Genomic DNA, 22,564 nt, shown 5'->3' with positions numbered 1-22,564 from the left:
CGGTGCTGGCGCAACATTTTTACAACTGGCGCGCGCCTTCCGCCCCAGAAAAGTCCATTTTGTGCGTTGGTTTGGAACTTGATAATATTACTGAATGGCCCCGCCATTGCGGAGCCCACACCACCCCGCAGGAGCAGCAGGAGGCCGGGCGCTATGCGCACATCGAAGATGCGGCGCGGCATCTGGCTGGCAGGGCGCTGGCGCGGCGTCTGCTGCGCGCCGCCTTTGGGCAGGACAGTGCCGCAGAGTTTGCCCGCTCCCCTTACGGCAAGCCCTTTTGCCCCGGAATACCCGCTGATTTTTCCATCAGCCATTCAGGCAGCATGGTGTGGGTGGCCCTTTGCCGATGCGCAAGCGTGGGCATTGATGTTGAAAGAATACGCCCTCTGCCCGATGCGGCGGAACTGACCAGCCAGCTGCACCCGCAGGAGCAAAAAGACCTGCTGTCCCTGCCCCCGGCGGAGCTGCAAACGGCCTTTTACCGCTGTTGGACGCGCAAAGAGGCCGTAATCAAGGCCGTAGGCATGGGCCTGAGCATGCCCTTGCAAAGCTTTAGCGTGCACACCGGGCCGCAAGAGAGCGGCTGGATAGCATCCTTCACTGCAAACCCTGCCCAAGGCACAGCTACAATGCTTGATGAGGGCGGGCAGTGGACAAGCCGCGACATCAGAACAACAGACGGCTACCTGTGCAGCGTGGCGGCTCAAAGCCCCTGCCGTGACGTCGTGGTCTGCCTTGCCTGTTGATCCCTACAACCCGCCAAAAAACATGCAGAAATGCCGATGCGCGCCCCAAATTCATGTGGACGATACCGCTTTTCCTCTGATATGTTAAAACCTGCGCGCATGCTTTGCGCCCGCGTAAAAATTCGTGTGGCCCAACGCCGCCAATAGCACAGATTGCCATAAAAAAGATTGTCTGCTCCACACGGATTTTGGAAAAAATCCACTCCAGTTTTTGGGCAGAACCGCCGAGCGGCGGACACACTGTGTCACCAAGAACGCATCATAGGGTATTTTGTTCCATGAGCAGCCGCCTCGGATCGTTCTTCGCCACACTTGCCGCAGCACTTTGCTGCGCAGTATGCCTGTGCGCAAACGTACAGGCGGCCCCCCAGCGCGAGCCTGTGGAACAGATGACAGCGTCAGCCCCGGCGCCCTCCCAGCCCAAACCCTCGCGCCCCAAGGTCGCGGCCTATTTTGAAGCCGGACCGTACTGGGAATTTACCCTGCTGCAAAAAGAAATCATCAAAGCCCTGCGGCAACGCGGGGTTGCCGACCGCATTACTCTGCCGGGCGAACTGTACATCAGCCCCGGCTGGGATGCCTCTGAGAGCGTCTACCGCGCAGAGGCCCGCAAACTGATGCAAAATCCGGATATCGACGTCATCATCAGTATGGGAACAGAGGCCACCAAGGCCCTGCTTGCCGAAAACAACGGCAAAACGCCCATCATGAGCGTTGACGTGGCCGACCCGGCAGGCGCTGGTATTGTGGATCGCGCCACCGGCAAGGGCGCCGCCAACCTGACCATCCGCTACACCAAGGACAAATGGTTCAAGGTCTTTGCCCTGTTTCATGAGGCGCTGCCCTTTCTTCGCCTTGGCATCATGTATCACGACAGCCCAGAGGGACTTTCATACTCCAACGTGCGGGAAGCGCGCGAGGTTGCGCGCGAGCGCGGCTTTACCCTTGTGGAGTACCCCTTTCTGGACAAGGCGGAGAGCATGGAATCGTGCACCAGGGGCGTGGACAAGCTGATGAGCGCGGGCGTGGATGCCTTTTACATTTCGGCCCTCAACTGCTTTGACTGGACGCAGGCCAATCCTCAGGCCATCTTTGACACGCTCAACGCCCACCACATCAAGACCTTTGCGCGCGACGGCAGCGTACATGTGCGCAGAGGCGCGCTGATGGGGCTTTCAACTCTTGATTATGTTCCTCTTGGCAAATTTTATGCTGACCATATTGCCGCACAGCTTGGCCTGTTGCCGCCCAATACCCAGCTTGAAACAGCGGCCTACACGCCCAAGATTGCGCTGAATCTGGTGACTGCCCAGAAGATGGGCATGGATCTGCCGCTGATTCTGCTCATTTCGGCAGACGAACTCTTTGACGTCACACTGGCGGGCGTTGATAAAACGACCGTTGCCCAATAGAATTCCCGTAACCCTGAAACCGGTCACAACGAGGTTGCACATGACTAAAGATACGTTGGAAAACAAAGTCGACGGCGTTGAAGATCAGATGGTCTCCCAGGCAGAAACCGCTGCTGAAACGGAAACGTGCGAACGCGCCTGCCCTTCGGAAGAAGTGGTGGACGCCATCATCCGCAAGCGTGTGTACGGCGCTATCGGCCTTGGTTTTGTGCCGGTGCCTCTTGTAGATTTTCTGGGCCTCTCCGCCCTCCAGATTGAACTTATTCACGCACTGGCCAAGGCCCACGGCGTTGAATTCAAAAAGGAACGCGTCAAATCCATTATTTCTTCGCTGTGCGGCGGCCTTCTGACCACGGCAAGCGTGCCCCTGGCCGCCTCGCTGCTGAAAAGCATTCCGGTCATTGGCTTCACCGCGGGCGCGGCCACCATCAGTATCATGGGCGGCGCCAGCACCTATGCCCTTGGCTGGGTTTTTGACCGCCACTTCAGAAAGGGCGGCAACCTGATTGATTTCAATGCCGAAGAAGCCAAGACCTACTTCAAGGAAAAAGTTGAAGAAGGCAAAACCTTCGTCGGCAAGATCAAGAACAAGATGAAAAAAGAAACCAAGGACGAAGCCGCAGCTGAAACCCCCGCCAAAGAAGCGGGCACAGACGCGGCCTAATATCCGGCGATCTCTGACGGTTTCGGGAATCTGAACCTTCCGTATGGGCCGGGTAACTGGCCCTTACGGAAGTGTTGGCTGTTACGCCCGCCGCTTCCAGCCGCGCGTATGTCGAAACTGGCTGTCAGAGCATACATTCCAGGCCTTGGCAAAGGCCGTGGCTGCCATTGCGGCAGCGCTGACTATTGATTTACCAGAGCCCCTGCACTGCAAAGGGGCGCATACAAGACCGCCGGGCATGCTGTAATGCGCGGCGCACCTGAACACCGGGGCCACAGAACCACATGCTGCAACTGAAAGAATCGCTTTTTCTGAAACTTCTGTGGGAACAGGCCGGCGAGGAAGGCAAAAAAATTGCCGCCGCGTGCCTCGGCTCAGGCATCATGCAGGGACTTGCCGTTTTTTCGGTGCTTCAGGGCTTGCAGCAGCTTTCTGAAGACGGGCTGGAATTCAGCACCTTTCTTGCTTTTCTGGTGAGCCTCGCCTCCTTTTATTTTCTCTTCCGCTACATAACCGGGCGCTCGGCGCAGATTGCCCTGCGCGGCATCATGGAATGGCGCATGCGCATTGCCGCCAAGCTGCGCGGCGTTTCCCTGCTGGAATATGAAAAACTGGACAAAAACCGCATCCAGTCCGCTTTGCTTGACGGACGCGAAATGGTTGTTGAAGCGGCCCGCATGCTGGTGGCGGCCTCGGCCAACACGGTGATGGTGGTGCTCTCTTTTGCCAAAATGGCAACTGTGTCCATTCCCGGTACGCTGGGTGTTTTTCTTTTTCTTGCTATGGGGTTCTGGATTTTTCTGCACCTTATCAACAAGGTGCATGCGCACATGGGGCCAGCCATGCAGGCCGACCAACGCTTTTGCGCAGGCCTGCGCGACCTTTATGCCGGTCTGCAGCAGCTCAAGATGCACAAGCCCAAAACTACAGCGCTGTTTGGCGAACAGATCATCCCTGATCTTTCTGTGGCATCAGAAGCCCGCGATGCTACCGAGCACAGACACGCCCTTGGCATATCATTTTTTGCCATGTTCAACCTGCTGATTCTGGGGCTGATACTTTTTATCATGCCCAAGATTCTGAACCTCGAAACGTCGGAAACATCCTCGCTGCTGGTGCTGTGCATGTTCAGTCTGAGCCCGCTCATAAGCCTGATTACCTCGGTGCCCATGATGGCAAAGGTAGAAATGAGCCTGCAGGAACTTGCAGCGGTGGAAGCGCAGATAGACGCCGTGACGGAACCCTTTGAAAACGCAGGCGTCAAGGCGCGCTGGCAGCAGGCCGACCCCATAGTGCCATCTTTTGATTCCATTGCCCTGCGCGATGTGCGTTTTGACTACCACGACCGCAACGGCATGCGACTTTTCGGCATTGCGGTAGACAACTTTGAGCTGCGCAAGGGCGAACTGGTGTTTATTCGCGGCGGTAACGGGTCGGGCAAGTCCACCTTCATGAAGGTGCTGGCCGGGCTGTACGCGCCCGAGAGCGGAGAAATGTTCCTGAACAACGTCATGCTTTCCGACGTTAACATGGAATCCTACCGCAACCTCTTCACCATTGTGCCTACAGACTATCACCTGTTTTCCCGCCCCCTCGGCCTGAACATCACCCCGGCCCAGCTCACGGACGTGTTGCGCACCCTGCACATGGAAACCAAGGTGAGCCTGCTTGAAGACGGCACGTTCTCCACGCTTGATCTCTCTGCCGGGCAGCGCAAACGTCTTGCCCTGGCCTGCGCGCTGCTTGAAAAGCGCCACATCTACCTGTTTGACGAAGTGGCCGCGGATTTCGACCCTGTTTTCCGCCGCTATTTTTACGAGGAGCTGCTGCCCGACATCATCCGCCAGGGCGGCACAATCCTGGCCATATCGCATGACGACCGCTACTTCCATGTAGCCGACAGAGTACTGACCATGCGCGAAGGCGGCTTTGTGGAAGAACCCTTTGGCGAAGGGGCACAGGCATGAGCAGCCATTTTCTGCGGCCTGCCCTCTTCCTGACGGCCCTGCTGTGCCTGTGCGCCACGCCCAAGGCAGAGGCCAAAGACCTTACAGGCAATACAAACATCCAGTTTGTGCGCGAACTGTACAATAATGTGCGCGATACCCTGCCCTCTGAAGTGAATGCTGCGGAGAACATGCAGACCATTCAGAACAGGTTGAAATGCTACGAAGAAAACCACGATTACGGGCAGCGCATTCAGGTTTGCAATAACAAATACGTCAAGAGCCTCGTGCACCACGCCCGCAAGGGAATCCATTCGCGCCCCAATCTTGGCGAATTTGTGCTCAATGTTGATATGTGCCCCATTCTTTACAATATCTGCATGGGTCAGACGGAAGACGACAAAGAACGCTGCATTCTGTTTGAAAGGCAGTGCATAGACTATACGCTTGATATGTTCTGGCGCGGCTCCGCGCAATATACACAGCAAACCTATCGGTTGGACCAATGAAAAGCGTCTGTGCAAATATACGGGAAATGTTGCGCCGCAATCGCCTGCGGTTGATAATCATGGGTGCTGTTGCAACGCTGCTGCTCATCTTTCTCTGGCCGAGCATCGTTATTTCCATCAAGCCTGGTGAGCTGGGCGTTCTGTATGCGCGCTTTCGCGGCGGCACACAGTTGCAGCACACCTACGAGGAAGGCATACATTTCATCCAGCCGTGGAACATCATGTACATCTATGATGTGCGCGTGCAGGAAGAAACCCAAAACATCGATGTGCTGACCGTGGACGGTCTGACCATCAACGTGCAGATTTCGCTGCGTTTTCAGATCATCCGCGACCGCCTGCCCAACCTGCATCAGGAAATCGGGCCGCACTACCGCGACAAGGTCGTCATCCCCATCATGAATTCCGCCGTGCGGCAAACCATCGGCAGTTACCGGCCAGACGACCTCTACTCCACGGCGCGGCAGGAACTGCAAGACCAGATGCTGGTGGACGCAGTGGAAGAAATGGGGCGCATCCCCGTTCTTATTCAGGGTTTTGTGGTCAAAAGCATCACCCTGCCCGAAGTGCTGCGCGAGGCCATTGAACGCAAGCTCATAGCGGAGCAGGATTACCTGCGCTACAAGTACATTCTGCTTGAAGCCCAGCAGGAAGCCCGCCGCAAGACCATTGAAGGCGAAGGCATCAAGGCCTACCAGGCGCTTGTCAACGAGCACATGACGCAGAACTTTTTGCGCTACGAAGGCATTCAGGCCACCAAGGAGCTTGCGGGTTCGTCCAACGCCAAGGTGGTTGTGATCGGCGGCAAGGATGGCCTGCCTGTTATTCTCAATGCAGATTCGCCCACTGGCGCAAGCGCGCCTGATGCCGCCAATACAGCAAAAACGCCCAATCAGGGGGCTGCCTCCAAGACTCCCGCGCAGGGAAGCCAGCAGACGCCTGCCAAGCCGGATATGTCGGGAACAGATGCGGAAAGCCCAGACCAGAAGCGGCCCGATGGCGTACGGCCTGGCCAAGTTCAGCCAGGGCAGATGCGGCCCGAACCCGGCAAAACGCCCCCGGTCCGCCCCAATTCACATTCCGGCCTGCGCCCTCAAATCCAGCACGAATCCCAATCCGGAGCGCAGTATGCGCCGAAGTACGGGTCGCGTAACGACTCCGCAAGGCAGGATTCTGCCGCGTCTGCCGAAGCCCAAGCGCCCGCCGGGGTAGGCTGGATCGCCCCCGGAGAAAATGTATCGGATTACATCCAGAGGTTGAATAAAACACTGCTGCAACCGCACCGTGGCGGCGCTGTCAGACAGTAAGGGAGGCCCGCTGTGCTATTGTTCGCTCTCATACTGGGCATGAGCCTGCTGATCGGGCTTTTGGGCATCAATTCCCGGCTGGGATTCTGGGGCAACTTTTTTGCCAGTGTTCTGCTGACTCCCTTGGTGGGTCTGCTGCTTGTCATCGCCTCAAACCCCAAAAAGCCCACTCGCTGCTAGGCTGCAGACGGATACTATTTTGATGAACGCTCTCTTTCACGCGGCGCAGTAGGCATGTTTTTTCCAATTACAGCCCCTGGCTCCAGCCTCTTGATGCGCCCGCAGCAAAACCAGGGGCAACGCCCCCATGCAGCCGCACTTTTGCCACACTTGCGCACGCTGACTCTGGTCATGCTCTGTCTGGGCGGCCTGTTTTTCGTCTTCTGCCAGCCCGCCTGCGCCAATCCGCCTGTAAAACGCATCGGCTATCTTGAGGCCGGGCCGTTCTGGCTGTTTGACAATACCTGGAGCGCCTTTCGCGACGGTATGGGCAAGTATGACGACATCCGTTGCGAATACCCTGCCGATGCGCGCTTCAGCCCCGGCTGGGAACCAGCACAGATGCGCCGCCTGCCTGAAATGGCAAAACAGCTTTTGCAGCGCAAGGACCTTGACCTTGTGGTGGGCATGGGCACGGCGGCGGTCAAGGCGCTGCTGGCGGTCAACGATGGCCGTTTGCCCATTCTGGGCATGGGCATGGCTGACCCTGTGGCTGCCGGCGTTGTCAAAAGCTCACAGGATTCCGGCGTGGACAACTTCACCTGCCGGGTGGAAGTTGACCGCTGGTCCTCCATGTTCCGCGTTTTTTACGATGTGGTGCGCTTTCACAAAATGGGCATCATGTTCCAGAACAATCAGGAAGGCCGCGTCTACGCGGCACTTGGCGATGCCCAGGCCATTGCCTCGGAGCTGGGATTTTCTCTTGTGCTCTACGATGGCCTCTCCTCTGCCGAAAGTACGGAGGAATGCCGCAAGGGGCTGGACGAACTGCGCAAACAGGGCATGGACGCCTTCTTTATCGGCCCGCTGAACTGCTTTGATATCGGCGGCGAAGGCATGGCCCCGCTGCTGCAAAAACTGAATCAGTGGAAGATCCCCACCTTTGCGCGTGATGGGTCGGAATATGTCAAGGCCGGAGCGCTCATGGGCTTTTCCACATGGAATTTCGGCCCCAGCGGCATAGCTCTGGCCGGGCAGGCCCACGCCATACTGGGCGGCACGCAGCCGCGCACATTGCCCATGCTTGACCAGTCAGAGCCTTCCATTGCCCTGAACCTTGCCACCGCCAAGGCCATCGGCTTTGATTTTCCCTTTGACGTGCTGGTAACGGCGGACGAACTGCACGAAACCATCAGCCAGCCGCACCCCGGTACACCCTAAGGATTTCCCGTGCTTATCCGCGCCACGCGCAAACTGCGCATCAATGCCCTGCTGCTCGGGCTTGGAGTTCTGCTGGTTACTCTGGGCTTCAACGTGCTGCTCTCGGTTTCCACGCTGAATACGCTGGCAACCGACATGGTGCTTTCCGGCTATCGCAGCGGTGCTGAACGTCTGGCCCGCGATATTGAACGCGGCATGCGCTTTGGCAAGCCGCTGGCTTCGTTCGCCGGAATGGACGAAATGCTGGCGGAACTGGGTCAGAGCGCGGCGGGCATCAAACGTGTGGCCATTATTGATGCCAGGGGTTCCACGCTCTATGCGCAGCCAGCCCAGGGCTCAGCAGCGGAAAGCATGTTGCCTGCCGGTGCAGCCTCCCAGACCACCGCGGGCAAAGACGGCCCGCAAGGCGCAATCAAAACCGCCGATGGCTACCGCCTGAACATTCCCCTGAGCTACAAGACGCCTGTGGGGCACCTGCTGGTGGACATTGACGGCAAACCCATCAATGCGGCTACAGAAGATTTTCTGCGGCTGTCATGCTTGCTGCTGGCAGCGGCCTGCCTTGTGGCGGGTCTGATTCTGGCCGGGCGTCTTGGCCTGCTGACCGGGCAACGCGCGGTTGGCACAAGCCTTTCGGGCATGACCAGAATGCTGCTCGTCATCATTGGCACATCACAATTGCTCTACGCCTGCGGCACGCTGGTGCTGTTCGATACCTTCGTCAAGCAGGCCATACGCACCAAGGCCGACATCCTCGCCGAAGGCACAGGGCGCGATTTTGAATACCTCATCCACAAAGGCGTGGATATCGCCAGCCTGCGCGGCAAGGATCAGGCCCTTGAACAGTTGCTTGCAGCCAACAGCGAGCTTGCGGGCGCGCAGCTGCTGACGCCTGAAGGCAAGGCTGTGGCCTCTGCCGGTAACGTGCCCGACCCATCGCTCACTGTCGAAAAATCACTGAGCACCTACTGGCCCAGCCGCTTCCGCCAAAAGCAGGAAGTGCTGCGTCTGCAACTGGCCGTGCAGCCCCAGGCCATCACAGCCCGCATATCGGCGCTGGCCCTTGACCTTGGAGCCTCGCTGCTCATCAGCTTTTTGCTGCTGCTGGAGCTTTCAAAACTGCTGGGCCTTATCGCGCAACGCAACCTGCCGCCAGATGCTGCGGCGAACGCCCTTATGGGCAGCCATCATTCCCTCGCCGTGCAGGCATTGCGGGCAGCGGGCTTTGTGTTCTTTTTGGGCTACGACATGGGCATATCGTTCATTCCCCTGCTGGCCCGCCAGTTGTATGAGCCTTTCATGGGCCTGAGCCGCGATGTGGCCATCGGCCTGCCCATTTCGGCAGAGATGGTCAGCGCGGGCTTTGCCCTGCTGTTTTCTGGGGGATTTTCATTACGTTACGGCTGGCGAAAGGTCTTTGCCGCAGGCACTCTGGCTGCGGCTGTGGGGCTGATGATGGGCGGCATGGCCAACAGCCTGCCCCTGCTCATTCTGGGGCGCGTTGCCACAGGCTTCGGCTTTGGCCTTGTGCTCATGGCAGGGCAGATCGGCACACTGGGCAAGGCTAATGCCGGGGCGGGGCTCACCAGTGTATTCGCGGGCATTTTTTCCGGCAGCATCTGCGGCTCTGCGGCGGGGGCCATGCTGGCGGATCATGTTTCGTTTCAGGCGGTGCTGGCGACCGGGGCCTGCACCATATTGCTGGCGCTGTTCACCGTGATGCTTGGCAAAGAACCCGCGGAGGACGCAGCAAGCAGTTCCGATAACGCGGCCTGTCAAGGCTCTGGTGCGCAGACCGCCGCGCAGGGGCATATGTTTTCAGGCTGCATGCAATTGCTGCAAGACCCGCGCATGCACATGATACTCTGGCTGGTGGGCATACCCGCCGCCATGTGCCTGACCGGATTTTTGCACTACCTGCTGCCGCTGAGGCTGGCAAATGCCCATGTGGATCAATCGGATATTGGCCGCATATTCATGCTGTACGGCCTGTGTTTTATTACGGCGGGGCCGCTGCTCGGCAAGTGGATAGATCGCAGAAAAGACAAATCCCTGTTTCTGACGCTCACGGGCCTGCTCTCCGGCATTACGCTGCTCATTGCGTCTACGGCCACAAACATGGCTGGAGCGGCCGCTGCGGTCATCTCTCTTGGGCTGGCCCAGTGCCTGGCTGCCCCGGCATCAATGATCTGCGTTCTCACTCTTGCTTCGGCGCAAACTCTGGGCCGCGAAAAGACAGCTTCGATTTACCGTGGCCTGGAGCGCATGGGGCAGGTGGCGGGGCCTGTGGTATTTGGCATTGCCATAACCGTCATGGCTCCTGCCAGCGCGCTGTTGCTCATGGGCGGCATCGTCTGCGCGCTTTCCTTGCTGTTCCACCTGATGTGGCGGCTCAGGACTCCAGCGAACTGACCAGCGCCCGCAGCTCGGGCATGGCGGGATCACTCAGGCCGCCGGGCAGAAACCAGGACAGGACTTCGTAATAATCTTCGGGCAGAACGATATGCCCGCCCTTCTGGATAAAACTGCGGAATTCGTCTTCGGTAGGATAGCTGAAGTATTTTCGCCCTTCGCTGCTCTGCATATGGGTTGTCAGCTCGCGCCCCGCCTCCAGTTCCGGCAGGTGCCGCAACAGGGCGTCTATACCCGCAAAATAGGTATGCACAAAGTTCCACAGCAAGGAGCGGTCGTAGTTGATGGGCCACCAGCCGATCTCCACTATGGGGCCGGTATCCAGCCCTGCATCAAGGTGGAAGAGCGTGCAGCCAGAGCGCTCATTGCCATGCTCCATAGCCCGAAAAGGGCTGCACAGGCCTTGCAGATCAGGCAGCGCGCCTGGATGCATGCCATAGGTGCCAAGCCGGGGCATATCAATGACTTCCGTGGGAATAACGTAGTCGTACCGGCAGGAGATGACAACATCTGGCGCAAGGTCGCGCATGGCTTGCCTGGAGGCTGGCGACCGCATGGGCCCCCACATCTCCATATCAATGCCGTAACTCTTTTTCAGGCCCGCGTAGGTCTGGCACCGCGCCGCATTGCCCTCGGGAAAGCGGGCTTCCAGCCAGGGCAGAATGTGCTCAAGCACCATGTTCCGCTCGTGGGCCACAAGGCTTGCCGCGTAGGCATTGCTGCACTCCGCGTCCAGCACGTAATCTGAAAGAACCACAAAAACATCGTGCCTGGGGGCAATGGCTGCCAGCAGTCTGTTAAGGGCGACACATCCTGCAAGATCCTTCTTGGCGCAAACGACAACTTTCACGGCTTATCCTTTCGTGGAACATTGCCCAGCATGCTACGCCGCAAGGTCCTGCATGAAAAGAAGAAATCTACCGTGGTTATGCGCGGCACCTCATTTTATTCCACCGCAAAATTGAAATAGGTATCCGTGTAAGGCTCATTTTTAAGCGTGTAGTGCCACCACTCTTCTTCATAACGCTTGAACCCGGCATTTTCCATAAGGCCCAGAAGCACAGCCCGATTGGCCTCCTGCTGCGGGCTCAGCCCCTTGGCCCCGTGGTGCGAGGCCGCGCCAAAAAAGTCAAAGGGGGTGCCCATGTCCGCCTCTTTGCCGCTCAGCCTGTCAACGAGGGTGAGGTCTACCGTGCTGCCGCGCGAGTGCCCGGAGCGCGTGGCAACATAGCCCAGATCAAACACCCGCGCCTTGTCCACCTGCGGGTAGAAAATCGCCTTCATGCGCGTGTCGGCGGCGTTCATGCCCCAGCGCACAAAATGATCCACTGCCGATTGCGGGCGGTAGGCGTCATAAATTTTCAGGGTATAGCCCTTCTCTTCCGCCGCCGCTGCGGCCTTGCACAGGGCATTCGCCGCTGGTTCGGTCAAGATTGCCTGGGGTGCAAGATATCCATTGATGCGCTCTCCCACAAAGTTGTAGGAGGAAAAATAGCGTATTTCCTGAATAATATTCTGGCATTGGTCGCTTACATGCACAAAGCCATCGTGCATGGCCGCCTGCGCGTGCCAAGGAAACAGCATCCCCAAGGCCAGCACCAACATCTGCAAAAAAAGAAGCGGATCGCATTTACGGCGCGCAATCATGGTCGTCTCCTCAATTTTTTCAGCACCCTGCGCTGACGGCAAAACCCAGTACACCAGTTCGGTATTGCACATTATAATGGTTCGGTCGTCAATATGTCATATTTTGACCTTTTACCTTCAAGAAGGCATACTTGGCAGATGGACACAAAAATACCAGGGAGCGCAGCATGAAACTGCTGGAAAAAGCCCGCGCGGCCGGTTGAGCCGCCAAGCTGGCTCCAGGGGCCCTGGAGCGACTTTTACGCGGTCTGCCGTCTGATACGCGCCCTGACCTTGAGGCCAGGGTTCTGGCTGGTCGCGCCCGGAACGAAGACGCCGTTGTGCTGACCGTTCCCCCTGGCTGCGCTCTGGTGCAGACCGTGGATATACTTGCGCCCATTGTCAATGATGCCTTTGCCTTTGGCCGCATTGCCGCCGCCAACGCGCTTTCGGATGTATATGCCATGGGCGGCCAGCCGTGGAGCGCAATGAACGTGGCCTTTTTCCCGCAGGCTCTGGCAGAGGACGACCCGCAGCACATACTGGAAAACATCCTACGCGGCGGCCTCGACGCCATGAACGAAGCCGGGGCCGTGCTGGCTGGCGGTCACACGGTGCAGGACGAGGAACTCAAATACGGCCTGGCGGTCACGGGCATCATAGATCCCTCCCACATGGCCCGCAACGATGGCCTGAAAGCAGGCCAGACCCTGCTGCTGACCAAGCCGCTGGGCACGGGAGTACTCGCCACTGCGGTCAAGGCCCGCTGGGACGGAGCCGAAGAAAGCGAGGCCGAGGTCACACGCTGGTGCTCCCGCCTTAACAGCGTTGCCGGGGGCGTTGTGCGCGACCTCAAAATCGCCGCCGCCACAGACATAACAGGCTTTGGCCTTGGCGGGCACGCGCTTGAAATGGCCCTGGCCTCAGGCGTTACCGTGGTGCTGAATGCCGAGGCCCTGCCCCTCATGCCGCGCGCCCTTGAATATGCGCGCGATGGGCTTATACCCGCAGGCAGCCACCTGAACAGAAAATACTGGGCCTGCTCCACCCTTGTGGAAGACGGCGTGGACGAAGCGCTCACGAGCCTCGCCTTTGACGCGCAGACCTCAGGCGGGCTGCTGCTGGCCGTGCCGCCAGAGCTGGTGCCGCAGGCGCGCGAAATACTGCTGGCTGGCGGCGATCTGGCCTGCGTGGTGGGCGAGGTTGTTGCGCCACGGCCTGACGGCGCAGCCCTGGTGCTGCGCTGATGCCCCACGTGCACGGCCGGAGGCAGGGCTGAGCATACGGCGCATGCCGTCCCCACGCCGCGCGCTCCGCACCGGGTTGGTGATTTCGGCCAGTTTTTTTTAAAAAATTGCTTGCCGTACCGCCATTGCGACTTATTTATGACGGAGATTTTCGGTTAACGCCCTCCCGCCCGGCACAGCCCACGGCAACAGACGCGCTGCTCACGGCTTGCAGCCCACCGGCAAGTGTGCTATGGAAACACGCTTTGCGAGAGTGGCGGAATTGGTAGACGCACTGGACTTAGAATCCAGCACCATTGGTATGGGGGTTCAAGTCCCCCCTCTCGCACCAACTACCTCACCAAGAAAAGGAGTCCCTCGTGGAATATAGCGCAGAAGACATCTCGCCGGTCAGAAAAAAGGTCGTCATCACCACCGAAGCCCAGGAAGTGGAAGCAGCCATCATGGGCGCCGTGGCGCTGTACAAAACATCAGTGCAGCTGGACGGTTTCCGCAAGGGCAAGGTTCCGGCGTCGGTCATCGAACAGCGCTTCCGCGACAAGATTTATGAAGAAGCCCGCCAGGATCTGATCAACGTCCACATCAACGACGTGATGCAGAAGCTCGACGTTTCGCCCCTCGCCGGCGTTGACGTGGACGCCAAGGGCACCTTTGAACGTGGCCAGGGCTACGAATACAGCGTTGAATTTGAAATGCTGCCCTCCTTCACCCTTCCTCCTTATGAAGGTATGGAAGTGGAGCAGGAAAAAGTGGTCGTGGACGAAAAGGAAGTGCAGGAAGTTATCGACCGCATCCGCCGCGACCGTGGCGAGCTTGTGCCCGTTGAAGGCGCTGGCCCCGCTGTGGACGGCCAGGTTGCCACCATCGACTTTGCCGCCTTTGAAAACGGCGAGCCCCTGGAAGGCGTGAAGGCCGAAAGCTTTGACCTCGCCCTTGGCGAACGTCAGGCCCTTGAAGATTTTGAAGCCCTGGTGAAGACCATCCGCTACGGCGAAGAAGGCGAAGGCCAGATCACCTTCCCAGAAGATTTTCTTGCCAAGGATCTGGCAGGCAAAACCGTCACCATGAAGGTGCGCGTGCACGCCATCAAGGAGCGCAAGCTTCCTGAACTGAACGACGACCTCGCCAAGACCGTTGGCCTTGAAAGCGTGGAAAAGTTGCGCGAAGCCATCACCGGCAGCTATACCCAGAGCCGCGCCAACCTCAACAAGAGCGCCGCGCAGAAGACCCTGCTTGACCGTCTGCTGAAGATGGTTGAATTTGAACTGCCGCCCAGCCTTGTTGACACCCAGGTGCGCACCCTGCTGGGCGACATGGCCTCCCGCCTCGAACGTCAGGGCCGCAGCCTTGATTCGCTTGGCAAGAGCATGGACGAACTGCGCGCTGAAGTGCAGCCCCAGGCTGACGAATTGGCCCGCTCGCAGGTTCTGCTGCTCTCCGTTGCCAAGAAAGAAGCACTTGACGTTACCGACAATGAGGTCAACACTCAGATCTACCAGATGAGCATGCGCACTGGCGAAGATTTCAAGACCCTGCGTGAAAGCTATGAACGCTCGGGCATGATCTTTGTGCTGCGTGACCGCATGCTGGCCGACAAGGCCATGGATCTGATCTACGCCAAGTCCAAGGTGACCGAAGTGGAGCCCAAGGCGCCAGCCGAGGGCGAAGCCGCGCCGGGCGCACCCGCCAGCGCTCAGGACTAACTGAAGTATAAGGGAGGCGGCCTTAAGGCCGCCTTTTGGTTTTATTTTGCGGCAACACCGCACCCAACCGGCCCACACGCCGTGCCAAGAGGCTCATATGTCGCTTGTCCCCATGGTTATTGAAACCACAGGCCGCTCTGAACGGGCCTATGACATCTATTCGCGTCTGCTCAAGGACCGCATTGTTTTGCTTGGCTCGGAGGTCAACGATACCGTTGCTTCCCTCATCTGCGCCCAGTTGCTGTTCCTTGAATCGCAAGACCCCGAAAAAGAAATCTATCTCTACATAAATTCCCCCGGCGGCTCTGTTACCGCCGGGCTTGCCGTTTATGACACCATGCGCTTTATCTCTTCGCCGGTGGCGACTGTGTGCATGGGCCGCGCCGCCAGCATGGGCGCATTTTTGCTGGCCGCTGGCAAGCCTGGCATGCGTTTTGCTTTGCCTAACAGTCAGATCATGATCCACCAGCCTTCGGGCGGTTTTCAGGGTCAGGCCACGGATATTGAAATCCACGCGCGCGAGGTGCTGCGCCTCAAGGAACGCCTCAACCGCATGCTGGCCGACAACACGGGCCGTCCCTACAAGGATATTGTCAAAGCTACCGAACGCGATAACTTTTTGACTCCTGAGGAAGCCAAGGAACTCGGCATCATTGACCGCGTGCTTGTATCGCGCAATGAAATGGCTCAGGAAAAGAGCGAGTAATATGGCCAAGAACGATAAACCTACAGTGAGCGAACCCCTGCGCTGCTCCTTTTGCGGGCGCACTGAGCTTGAGGTTCGCAATCTCATCGTGCAGGACGGCGCCAGCATTTGCGACAAGTGCATCAAGGCCTGCAACGAAATTATCGCCCGCGACCAGATGGAAAGCCCCCAGAGCGAAGAACGCCTTCTTTCGCCCCAGGAAATCAAGGATCGTCTTGACCAGTATGTCATCGGACAGAACGATGCCAAGAAAATCCTTTCTGTAGCGGTGCACAACCACTACAAGCGTGTGTTTTACGCCAGCGCTCTGGGCGACGAGGTTGAGCTTGAAAAAAGCAACATCCTCCTTGTTGGCCCCTCGGGCAGCGGTAAAACCCTGCTTGCCAAAACTTTGGCCCGTGTACTGCGCGTGCCCTTTGCCATTGCTGACGCCACAACCCTCACGGAAGCGGGCTATGTGGGCGAAGACGTGGAAAACATCCTGGTGCAGCTGCTCCAGAATGCGGACTACGATCTGGAAGCCGCCAGCAAGGGCATTATCTATATTGACGAAATCGACAAGATTTCCCGTAAGGGCGATGGCCCGTCCATCACGCGCGACGTCTCCGGCGAAGGCGTGCAGCAGGCCCTGCTCAAGATCATTGAAGGCACCGAGGCCAATATTCCTCCCAAGGGCGGGCGCAAGCACCCCCAGCAGGAATTTATCCGCATGAACACGAGCAACATCCTGTTCATTGTGGGCGGCGCTTTTGTGGGCCTGGACAAGATCGTGGGCGGTCGCATGAGCGGCGGCGCAATGGGTTTTGGCGCCAAGGTGCGCGCCAGCAAGGAAATGCCCCTTGGCGAACTGCTCGACAAGGTGCATCCGCAGGATCTGGTGAAGTTCGGCCTTATCCCCGAATTTGTGGGCCGCATCCCCATCATCACCCATGTGGACGAGCTGGACGAACCCGACCTGGTGCGCATTCTTACCGAGCCCAAAAACGCTCTGGTGCGCCAGTACCAGAAGCTCTTTGAGCTTGAGAATGTTGACCTGCGCTTTACGCCCAATGCCCTCAAGTCCATTGCCACCAAGGCCATTGAGCGCAAAACGGGCGCGCGCGGCCTGCGCAACGTGATGGAACGCACCATGCTCGACATCATGTTCAAGCTGCCCTCCCTGCCCAATGTGCGCGAATGCCTGATCAATCAGGCTGTTATCGACAAGGGCAAGGAGCCGGTGCTGCTGTTTGGCGACAAGGCTGAAAACGCCGATACGCCCAAGGCCCAGGCCGGGGGCGACAAGGCCTCTTAGCCAACCGCCTGAATTGCGCGCGGTCTGCCATTGCAGCAGGGCGCACAGGGGGCAGCCAAGCGGTTGGCCCCGCAGGCAAACATGGCGCGCCCGGCAGTACGACTGTTGCGGTGCGCCGTGCGGGTTTCCTGAAATCCGCGCTGCGAAATGATTGCACGGCGAACCCTGAGCCAGGTTGCGGCCAGCCCTGCCGCAGAGCAACAGCAAGCACCCCGCCTGACGCAAGGCATTTCACGGCAAAAAAGCTCTAAGTTCCGCCGGGCGGCGCAAGCCGCCGTCCGGCTTTTTTTCAGGGGAGAATTATGACAGACGAAATGCGCGGCTCTGACGCTTATATTGAACTGCCCATCATGCCTTTGCGCGAGGTGGTCATGTTCCCCCGCTCCATCATGCCGCTCTTTGTAGGGCGCGAGGCCTCCATCAAGGCCATCGAAGCCGCACAGGCCACCTACAGCAAGCAGATATTTCTTGTGGCCCAGCGCGAGCCGGAGCTGGAAAAGCCCGATGCTCAGGATCTTTCGCCTGTGGGCGTGGTCAGCAAGGTGCTTCAGATGCTGCGCCTGCCCGACGGCACCATCAAGGTGCTGTTTGAAGGCGTGTACCGCGCCACGTGGGAAAACCTGCACGAAGAAGAGCAGTGCGCCATGGTTGGCGTGCGCCGCCGCGCCGAAAAGCTGAGCCGCCCCGAAGAGCGCGAGGCTCTGGTGCGCGCCGTGCACGAGGCGCTTGAAGAATACGGCAAGAACAACAAAAAAATTTCGCAGGAGGCTGTGCTCTCCATTCTTGCCTTGCAGGAAATCGGCCCCCTGGCCGATGCCATCATCCCGCATCTCAAGGTTGATTACCGCAAAAAGCAGGAAGCCCTTGAGATCGACGATGCCACCCAGCGCCTGGAGCTGGCCTATGAGCTTTTGCAGGGCGAGGTGGCCCTTGCCACGGTTGAAAAGCGCATCAAGAACCGCGTCAAGGTGCAGATGGAGCGCAACCAGCGTGAATATTACCTCAACGAGCAGATCAAGGCCATCAACAAGGAAATGGGGCGCGATGACGACCCCCAGGCCGAAGTTGACGAAATAGAGCAAAAACTCAAGACCCGCGACATGCCGGAAGAAGCGCGCGAAAAGGCGCTCTCCGAAGCCAGAAAGCTGCGCAGCATGCCGCCCTCTGCGGCGGAATACACTGTTGTGCGCAACTATGTGGACTGGATTCTGGATCTGCCCTGGAACGACCTCAAGCAGATAGACATCAACCTTGAAAAAGCGCGCGCAATTCTTGACGGCGACCACTTTGGCCTTGAAAAGCCCAAGGAACGCATTCTGGAATACCTTGCAGTGCAGAAGCTGTCCCAGGGGCTCAAAGGCCCCATCCTCTGCTTTGTCGGCCCCCCCGGCGTGGGTAAGACCTCGCTTGCCAAGTCCGTGGCCCGCGCCACCGGGCGCGATTTTGTGCGCCTCTCACTTGGCGGCGTGCGCGATGAAGCCGAAATCCGCGGCCACCGCCGCACCTATGTGGGCGCGCTGCCGGGCAAGATCATCCAGTCCCTCAAGCGGGTGAAGTTCAACAATCCCCTCTTCTGCCTGGACGAAGTGGACAAGATGACCTCCGACTACCGTGGCGACCCCGCCTCGGCCCTGCTGGAAGTGCTCGACCCGGAACAGAACAATACCTTCATGGATCACTACCTTGATCTGGAGTATGATCTTTCCAAGGTTTTCTTTATCACCACGGCCAACTCGCTGCACTCCATCCCTGTGCCGCTGCTTGACCGCATGGAGATCATCGAGCTCAACAGCTACCTTGAAACGGAAAAACGCCACATTGCCCGCCGCTTCCTGCTGCCCCGACAGCTGGAGGAGCACGGCCTCAAGGAAGGCAACATCCGCGTGTCGGACAACGCCATTCTCGAAATCATCCGCTCCTACACGCGCGAGGCCGGGGTGCGTAACCTTGAGCGCGAAATTGCCGCCCTGTGCCGCAAAACCGCCATCAAGCTTGTGGAAGACGACGATACCGAAAAGTGCGTCAATATCTCGCGACAGAGCCTGCCCTCCATGCTGGGCGTGAAAAAATACCGTCATGACGAACGCGAAAGCGAACCTCAGGTCGGGGTGTGCGCTGGTCTTGCCTATAATCAGCGCGGCGGCGAAATCCTGCTGGTGGAAACCAGCCTCATGGGCGGTTCAGGACATGTGGTGACCACGGGTCAGCTTGGCGAAGTCATGACGGAATCGGCCAAGGCGGCCCTTTCGTATGTGCGTTCGCGGGCCGAAGTGCTGGGCCTTGATCCCCGCTTCCACCGCAAGATAGATATCCACGTGCATGTGCCTGCTGGCGCAACGCCCAAGGATGGCCCTTCGGCTGGCATCACCCTGGCGACGTCCATCACCTCCGCCCTGCTGGGCATTCCCGTGCGCAATGATGTAGCCATGACCGGCGAAATCTCCTTGCGCGGCAGGGTGCTGCCCATCGGCGGCCTGCGAGAAAAGCTGCTGGCAGCGCGCCGCAGCGGCATCAAAAAAGTGATCATGCCCCGCGATAATGAAAAAGACCTCAAGGAAGTGCCGGACGAAGTGCTGCGCGACCTGGAGATCGTTTTTGTTGATCATGTGGATGAAGTGCTGCCCCAGGCCCTTGCCGCCACGGCGGAAGAAATCTTCTCCGGTCGGGCTACGGCGCTGCCCATCAGCCGCATCTTGCGACCCGAAAAACATGATGACGACAAGAATCAGCCTGCGCAGTAGCGCACGGCGACAGTGATAAAAAATCAGCGATAAAAAAAGGGAGCCATCTGGCTCCCTTTTTTTATTCCTAGCTGGTGCTTGATCGGCGCCAGTCAGCAGATTCTGCTACGGCTCCACGGCGCGGCTTTCTGCCGCCACCTTGCGCAGCAGGGATTCCATATTGGCTACAGAGGTCAGACGCATCTCGCCGTTAGCGGATGTCACCCGGCCCGTCACGTCATAGGATTCGCCGTTGCCGCCGTCATGCACCACAAAAGGCACAAGCCAGCCATCGCCATCGCGTCGGGCCTGCCCCACGTTTTTGATTTCCTTGCGCCCGGTTGAGGCATCGGCAAACAAAGGGGCAAGCAACCCCTGCGCGGTATTGCCCGAGGGCTTGCGGCCAGCAAATGCGCCGGAAGAAATACCATTGATCACAAAGGCCCGCGTTTCGTTCAGCAGCAGGGAGCGCACGTTGCCCTCCTTGGACGCCGCCTGCGTGAAGAGCAGTGCAACCATGGGCGGCAGATCCTTTGCCGCCTCCGGATCCTGCGCGCGGCGCACAAAAAGATTCAGCGCCTGTTCAAGAATGGCGTCCACATCCACCTGCCGCTCAAAAGCGGCCACGTCAGATTTGTCCACAGCGCCGCCAGCTTCCAGAATGCACTGGCGCGGATCATTTGCCGCAAAGGCAAAGCCGGCCTGCACCACAACCGCTGCCCACAACAGCAGGGCCGCTGCGAAATAATAAGGCACACGAGCCAAGACCCTGCCGCCCGATTTTGCGCCCGCTTCCACACTGGCAGTCAGCCCAACAAAATTCAGCATATTTCCTCCGGCAACTGGCCCTTGAGCACAAGGGGCAGACCGCAGCTTACAAAAAGTACCGTGCCGCACACGCGGGCCAGCGCCTGATTGGCAAGACCCAGCGTATCCTGAAAACGTCTTCCGAGGCTCGACATGGCAACCATGCCAAGGCCCGCCTCCACACTCACCAGCGCCAGCGGCAGTGGATAGGCCGCAATGCTGGCGGCCAGAGCCTCCACGCGGTCAAGAATATCCCTTTCCGTCATGTCCGCAGCCATAAGATTGGCTACCCACAGGCTCACGCAGTCAAACAGCACAACCCCCGGCCCCTTGCCGCCGGGTTGGGCCGCAGGCATCAGCGATGCCAGAGCGCCAGCCGGGTCAAGCGGCTCTTCAAGGCAATGCCAGCCCTGACCGCGCTCCTGCTTGTGCCGGGCAATGCGCGCCGCCATCTCTTCATCGTCCGCCCGGCCCGTGGCCAGATACAGCCGCTGCGGGGCTTGCGCCTCGGCCCAGCGCTGGGCCAGACCGCTTTTGCCGCTGCGTGTGCCGCCAACAAAAAAAACTGCTGCGCCCATTACTGCTGACCGCCCATGCGGGGGGCTGGCGCACGTTCTGCACCGCCATGCGCGTTTTCCGCAGGCAGTGCGGGGGCCGCATGCCCCTGCGGCGGGGTCAGCTGTGGGGAGGTTTGCACATGACCAGCGTTTTGTGCGGCAGTGGGAGCCGCGCCCTGTGCAGGACTCTGCGGCTGAAACGGCGCGCCTGTTCCGGCCTGCGCGCTGCGCCGCGCCAGATCGCGCAACACGCCCGCCGAGGCCTGCACCGAGGCAAGGGCCTGAGCGTCCGCGCGCAGGCGGCGGTCAACCCACTGGGCCACAAACAGCAGGGAATCATCGTCCAGCGTCTGCCCGCCGTTCTGGCGTATGGCCGCAACCAAGGTGCGCTGCAAGGCGGCGCGTTCCTCAAGCGCACGGCGGTACCGGGCGCTCAGGCCGTCCACCCGCAGTTGCGCTGTAGATATCTGCGCTTCGGAAGCATTGTTCTCCCGCAGCTGGTCTACCGCGAACACGGCTTCGGCCATCTGGGCGTTGATGTCCACAACACCCTGCGCGGATTTGTCCTGCTCGCGCAGGCGGGCATCAAGATTGGGAACAGAGGCCACGCCCTCAAGCGCGCCAGCCAGAATCACAAGACGCCCGGCCAGCGCCATGTGCAACTGGCGGATATGCTCTGGCGTAAAGCCCTTTGAGGCCGCATCGCGGTTAATGGCATCCAGAAAGCGGTCCGCATACAGAGTGTACAGCCCGCGCAGCATGGTGGGATGAAAAGCATAGCGCAGCAGGGCCTCGCGACCGCCCTTGCCGTCAGTAACATTGGCAAACTTTGCGCCATAGCGCTGATTGAGCGCCTGCACACTGACGTTCAGCGTACCGCTCTGCGGGCCGGGCTTGAAACGGGCCACAACAAAGGCCGCCAGATCTTCCACAAATTCCATGCGGATGTGGCTGTCTTCCGTCACCTTTTGGGGCATCTGCGCCCCGTTCTGCTGCGGATACAAACCGGCAGGCGTAGAGCCGTCCACAGGCGCGCCCACGCTGCCCTGCACTGTTTGCCCGGCCAGAGTGCCGGGGGAGGTGGGCGGGCTGACAACAGAAATGGGCGGGGGCGGCGGCGCATCGCGCAGCACATCACCTACACCGGCCAGCGGTGTGCCGCTGGTGGCGTTGTTTATGATGTCGGCGGCTTTATCCTTCCACTGGTCGCGGGTTGATTTATCGCGTGTAAGCCAGTAGGTCGCGCCGCCCAGGGCCAGAACCGCCAGCAACGCCAGCACCACGGCCTTGCGCGCGCCAGCGCGGGCAGGACGGGGCTTGGGCATATTCACTATGTCCGGCACGTCCAGAGGCTTTTTTTCCAATTTCATAAAATTCTCCTACTGCGGCAGGCATGGGGCTGTGGCACAACGGGTACAGCCCTGAGCGCCGCAAAAACGGCATACCAAGCCATTATTTCCGTTTATTGCGCGTAAATGCTAGCATTGCTTCCCTGCGCTGTGAAGACATTTTCCAGAGAGTTTCTGGA

The 22,564-nt window shown here is 59.1% G+C and carries 19 protein-coding genes and 1 tRNA gene; 15 read left to right on the top strand and 5 right to left on the bottom strand.

Annotated elements, in window-relative coordinates:
- The first annotated feature begins 2 nt into the window (after nt 1-2).
- From ACUZ9P_RS08990 to ACUZ9P_RS08950, 9 genes are all read left to right on the top strand, one after another.
- Complete coding sequence (locus ACUZ9P_RS08990; RefSeq protein WP_449249443.1) at nt 3-746, top strand: 4'-phosphopantetheinyl transferase family protein; 744 nt, start codon at nt 3-5, stop codon at nt 744-746.
- Nucleotides 747-1,024: 278 nt separating this feature from the next.
- A complete protein-coding gene (locus ACUZ9P_RS08985) occupies nt 1,025-2,158 on the top strand; it encodes an ABC transporter substrate-binding protein (protein WP_449249442.1) in 1,134 nt (377 codons plus the stop codon).
- Between the two features lie 40 nt (nt 2,159-2,198).
- Nucleotides 2,199-2,822, top strand: a complete 624-nt coding sequence (locus tag ACUZ9P_RS08980) for a YcjF family protein (RefSeq protein ID WP_449249441.1) — start codon at nt 2,199-2,201, stop codon at nt 2,820-2,822.
- Between the two features lie 284 nt (nt 2,823-3,106).
- Nucleotides 3,107-4,789 carry an ATP-binding cassette domain-containing protein gene (locus tag ACUZ9P_RS08975; protein ID WP_449249440.1) on the top strand — a complete coding sequence of 561 codons (1,683 nt, stop codon included), beginning with the start codon at nt 3,107-3,109 and terminating at the stop codon, nt 4,787-4,789.
- Entirely contained in the window at nt 4,786-5,277 is a 492-nt protein-coding gene (locus ACUZ9P_RS08970) for a hypothetical protein (RefSeq protein WP_298993184.1), read from the top strand. The genes ACUZ9P_RS08975 and ACUZ9P_RS08970 overlap by 4 nt, the downstream gene beginning before the upstream one ends.
- A gap of 59 nt (nt 5,278-5,336) precedes the next feature.
- The gene (locus ACUZ9P_RS08965) at nt 5,337-6,584 is read left to right on the top strand and encodes an SPFH domain-containing protein (RefSeq protein ID WP_449249439.1); all 1,248 of its coding nucleotides are present in this window, start codon (nt 5,337-5,339) and stop codon (nt 6,582-6,584) included.
- Nucleotides 6,585-6,596: 12 nt separating this feature from the next.
- Nucleotides 6,597-6,764, top strand: a complete 168-nt coding sequence (locus ACUZ9P_RS08960; protein WP_298993190.1) for a hypothetical protein — start codon at nt 6,597-6,599, stop codon at nt 6,762-6,764.
- A 54-nt stretch (nt 6,765-6,818) separates the two neighbouring features.
- Complete coding sequence (locus ACUZ9P_RS08955; RefSeq protein ID WP_449249438.1) at nt 6,819-7,964, top strand: ABC transporter substrate binding protein; 1,146 nt, start codon at nt 6,819-6,821, stop codon at nt 7,962-7,964.
- A 9-nt stretch (nt 7,965-7,973) separates the two neighbouring features.
- Nucleotides 7,974-10,376, top strand: coding sequence for an MFS transporter (locus ACUZ9P_RS08950; protein WP_449249437.1), 2,403 nt, complete (start codon nt 7,974-7,976; stop codon nt 10,374-10,376).
- Here the strand turns inward: ACUZ9P_RS08950 and ACUZ9P_RS08945 are convergent.
- Nucleotides 10,357-11,226: a formyltransferase family protein gene (locus tag ACUZ9P_RS08945; RefSeq protein WP_449249436.1), complete on the bottom strand. Its 870-nt coding sequence runs from the start codon at nt 11,224-11,226 to the stop codon at nt 10,357-10,359. The genes ACUZ9P_RS08950 and ACUZ9P_RS08945 overlap by 20 nt on opposite strands.
- A 95-nt stretch (nt 11,227-11,321) precedes the next feature.
- Entirely contained in the window at nt 11,322-12,023 is a 702-nt protein-coding gene (locus tag ACUZ9P_RS08940; protein WP_298993204.1) for a M15 family metallopeptidase, read from the bottom strand.
- Between the two features lie 167 nt (nt 12,024-12,190).
- On the opposite strand from ACUZ9P_RS08940, the gene selD reads away from it, so the two are divergent.
- From selD to lon, 6 genes are all read left to right on the top strand, one after another.
- Nucleotides 12,191-13,249, top strand: a complete 1,059-nt coding sequence (gene selD / locus ACUZ9P_RS08935) for a selenide, water dikinase SelD (RefSeq protein ID WP_449249435.1) — start codon at nt 12,191-12,193, stop codon at nt 13,247-13,249.
- A gap of 247 nt (nt 13,250-13,496) precedes the next feature.
- Nucleotides 13,497-13,580, top strand: a tRNA-Leu gene (locus ACUZ9P_RS08930).
- A 28-nt stretch (nt 13,581-13,608) separates the two neighbouring features.
- Nucleotides 13,609-14,952, top strand: a complete 1,344-nt coding sequence (tig, locus tag ACUZ9P_RS08925) for a trigger factor (RefSeq protein ID WP_449249434.1) — start codon at nt 13,609-13,611, stop codon at nt 14,950-14,952.
- A gap of 97 nt (nt 14,953-15,049) precedes the next feature.
- Nucleotides 15,050-15,658, top strand: a complete 609-nt coding sequence (clpP, locus tag ACUZ9P_RS08920) for an ATP-dependent Clp endopeptidase proteolytic subunit ClpP (RefSeq protein WP_022658344.1) — start codon at nt 15,050-15,052, stop codon at nt 15,656-15,658.
- Nucleotide 15,659: 1 nt separating this feature from the next.
- Nucleotides 15,660-16,952, top strand: coding sequence for an ATP-dependent Clp protease ATP-binding subunit ClpX (clpX, locus tag ACUZ9P_RS08915; protein WP_298996824.1), 1,293 nt, complete (start codon nt 15,660-15,662; stop codon nt 16,950-16,952).
- 302 nt (nt 16,953-17,254) lie between these two features.
- Entirely contained in the window at nt 17,255-19,693 is a 2,439-nt protein-coding gene (gene lon / locus ACUZ9P_RS08910) for an endopeptidase La (protein WP_449249433.1), read from the top strand.
- Nucleotides 19,694-19,798: 105 nt separating this feature from the next.
- Here the strand turns inward: lon and ACUZ9P_RS08905 are convergent, their stop codons facing one another.
- From ACUZ9P_RS08905 to ACUZ9P_RS08895, 3 genes are read right to left on the bottom strand one after another with little or no spacing between them, the layout of a single operon-like run.
- The gene (locus ACUZ9P_RS08905; RefSeq protein ID WP_449249432.1) at nt 19,799-20,500 is read right to left on the bottom strand and encodes a hypothetical protein; all 702 of its coding nucleotides are present in this window, start codon (nt 20,498-20,500) and stop codon (nt 19,799-19,801) included.
- Nucleotides 20,494-21,057, bottom strand: a complete 564-nt coding sequence (locus ACUZ9P_RS08900) for a bifunctional adenosylcobinamide kinase/adenosylcobinamide-phosphate guanylyltransferase (protein ID WP_449249431.1) — start codon at nt 21,055-21,057, stop codon at nt 20,494-20,496. Before ACUZ9P_RS08900 ends, ACUZ9P_RS08905 begins: the two co-directional genes overlap by 7 nt.
- The gene (locus tag ACUZ9P_RS08895; protein WP_449249430.1) at nt 21,057-22,406 is read right to left on the bottom strand and encodes a hypothetical protein; all 1,350 of its coding nucleotides are present in this window, start codon (nt 22,404-22,406) and stop codon (nt 21,057-21,059) included. The genes ACUZ9P_RS08900 and ACUZ9P_RS08895 overlap by 1 nt, the downstream gene beginning before the upstream one ends.
- Nucleotides 22,407-22,564: the final 158 nt, after the last annotated feature.

It is taken from the genome of Desulfovibrio intestinivivus, assembly GCF_053570665.1.
The sequence above is the reverse complement of the archived record's forward strand: the minus strand, read 5'-3'. Positions and strand labels throughout refer to the sequence as shown.

Bases quoted from the DNA above. Each gene is read 5' to 3' on its own strand.
- ACUZ9P_RS08985 (WP_449249442.1), top strand. From the start codon at position 1,025: ATGAGCAGCCGCCTCGGATCGTTCTTCGCCACACTTGCCGCAGCACTT.
- ACUZ9P_RS08980 (WP_449249441.1), top strand. From the start codon at position 2,199: ATGACTAAAGATACGTTGGAAAACAAAGTCGACGGCGTTGAAGATCAG.
- ACUZ9P_RS08975 (WP_449249440.1), top strand. From the start codon at position 3,107: ATGCTGCAACTGAAAGAATCGCTTTTTCTGAAACTTCTGTGGGAACAG.
- ACUZ9P_RS08970 (WP_298993184.1), top strand. From the start codon at position 4,786: ATGAGCAGCCATTTTCTGCGGCCTGCCCTCTTCCTGACGGCCCTGCTG.
- ACUZ9P_RS08965 (WP_449249439.1), top strand. From the start codon at position 5,337: ATGGGTGCTGTTGCAACGCTGCTGCTCATCTTTCTCTGGCCGAGCATC.
- ACUZ9P_RS08955 (WP_449249438.1), top strand. From the start codon at position 6,819: ATGTTTTTTCCAATTACAGCCCCTGGCTCCAGCCTCTTGATGCGCCCG.
- ACUZ9P_RS08940 (WP_298993204.1), bottom strand. From the start codon at position 12,023: ATGATTGCGCGCCGTAAATGCGATCCGCTTCTTTTTTTGCAGATGTTG.
- clpP (WP_022658344.1), top strand. From the start codon at position 15,050: ATGTCGCTTGTCCCCATGGTTATTGAAACCACAGGCCGCTCTGAACGG.
- clpX (WP_298996824.1), top strand. From the start codon at position 15,660: ATGGCCAAGAACGATAAACCTACAGTGAGCGAACCCCTGCGCTGCTCC.
- lon (WP_449249433.1), top strand. From the start codon at position 17,255: ATGACAGACGAAATGCGCGGCTCTGACGCTTATATTGAACTGCCCATC.
- ACUZ9P_RS08905 (WP_449249432.1), bottom strand. From the start codon at position 20,500: ATGCTGAATTTTGTTGGGCTGACTGCCAGTGTGGAAGCGGGCGCAAAA.
- ACUZ9P_RS08900 (WP_449249431.1), bottom strand. From the start codon at position 21,057: ATGGGCGCAGCAGTTTTTTTTGTTGGCGGCACACGCAGCGGCAAAAGC.
- ACUZ9P_RS08895 (WP_449249430.1), bottom strand. From the start codon at position 22,406: ATGAAATTGGAAAAAAAGCCTCTGGACGTGCCGGACATAGTGAATATG.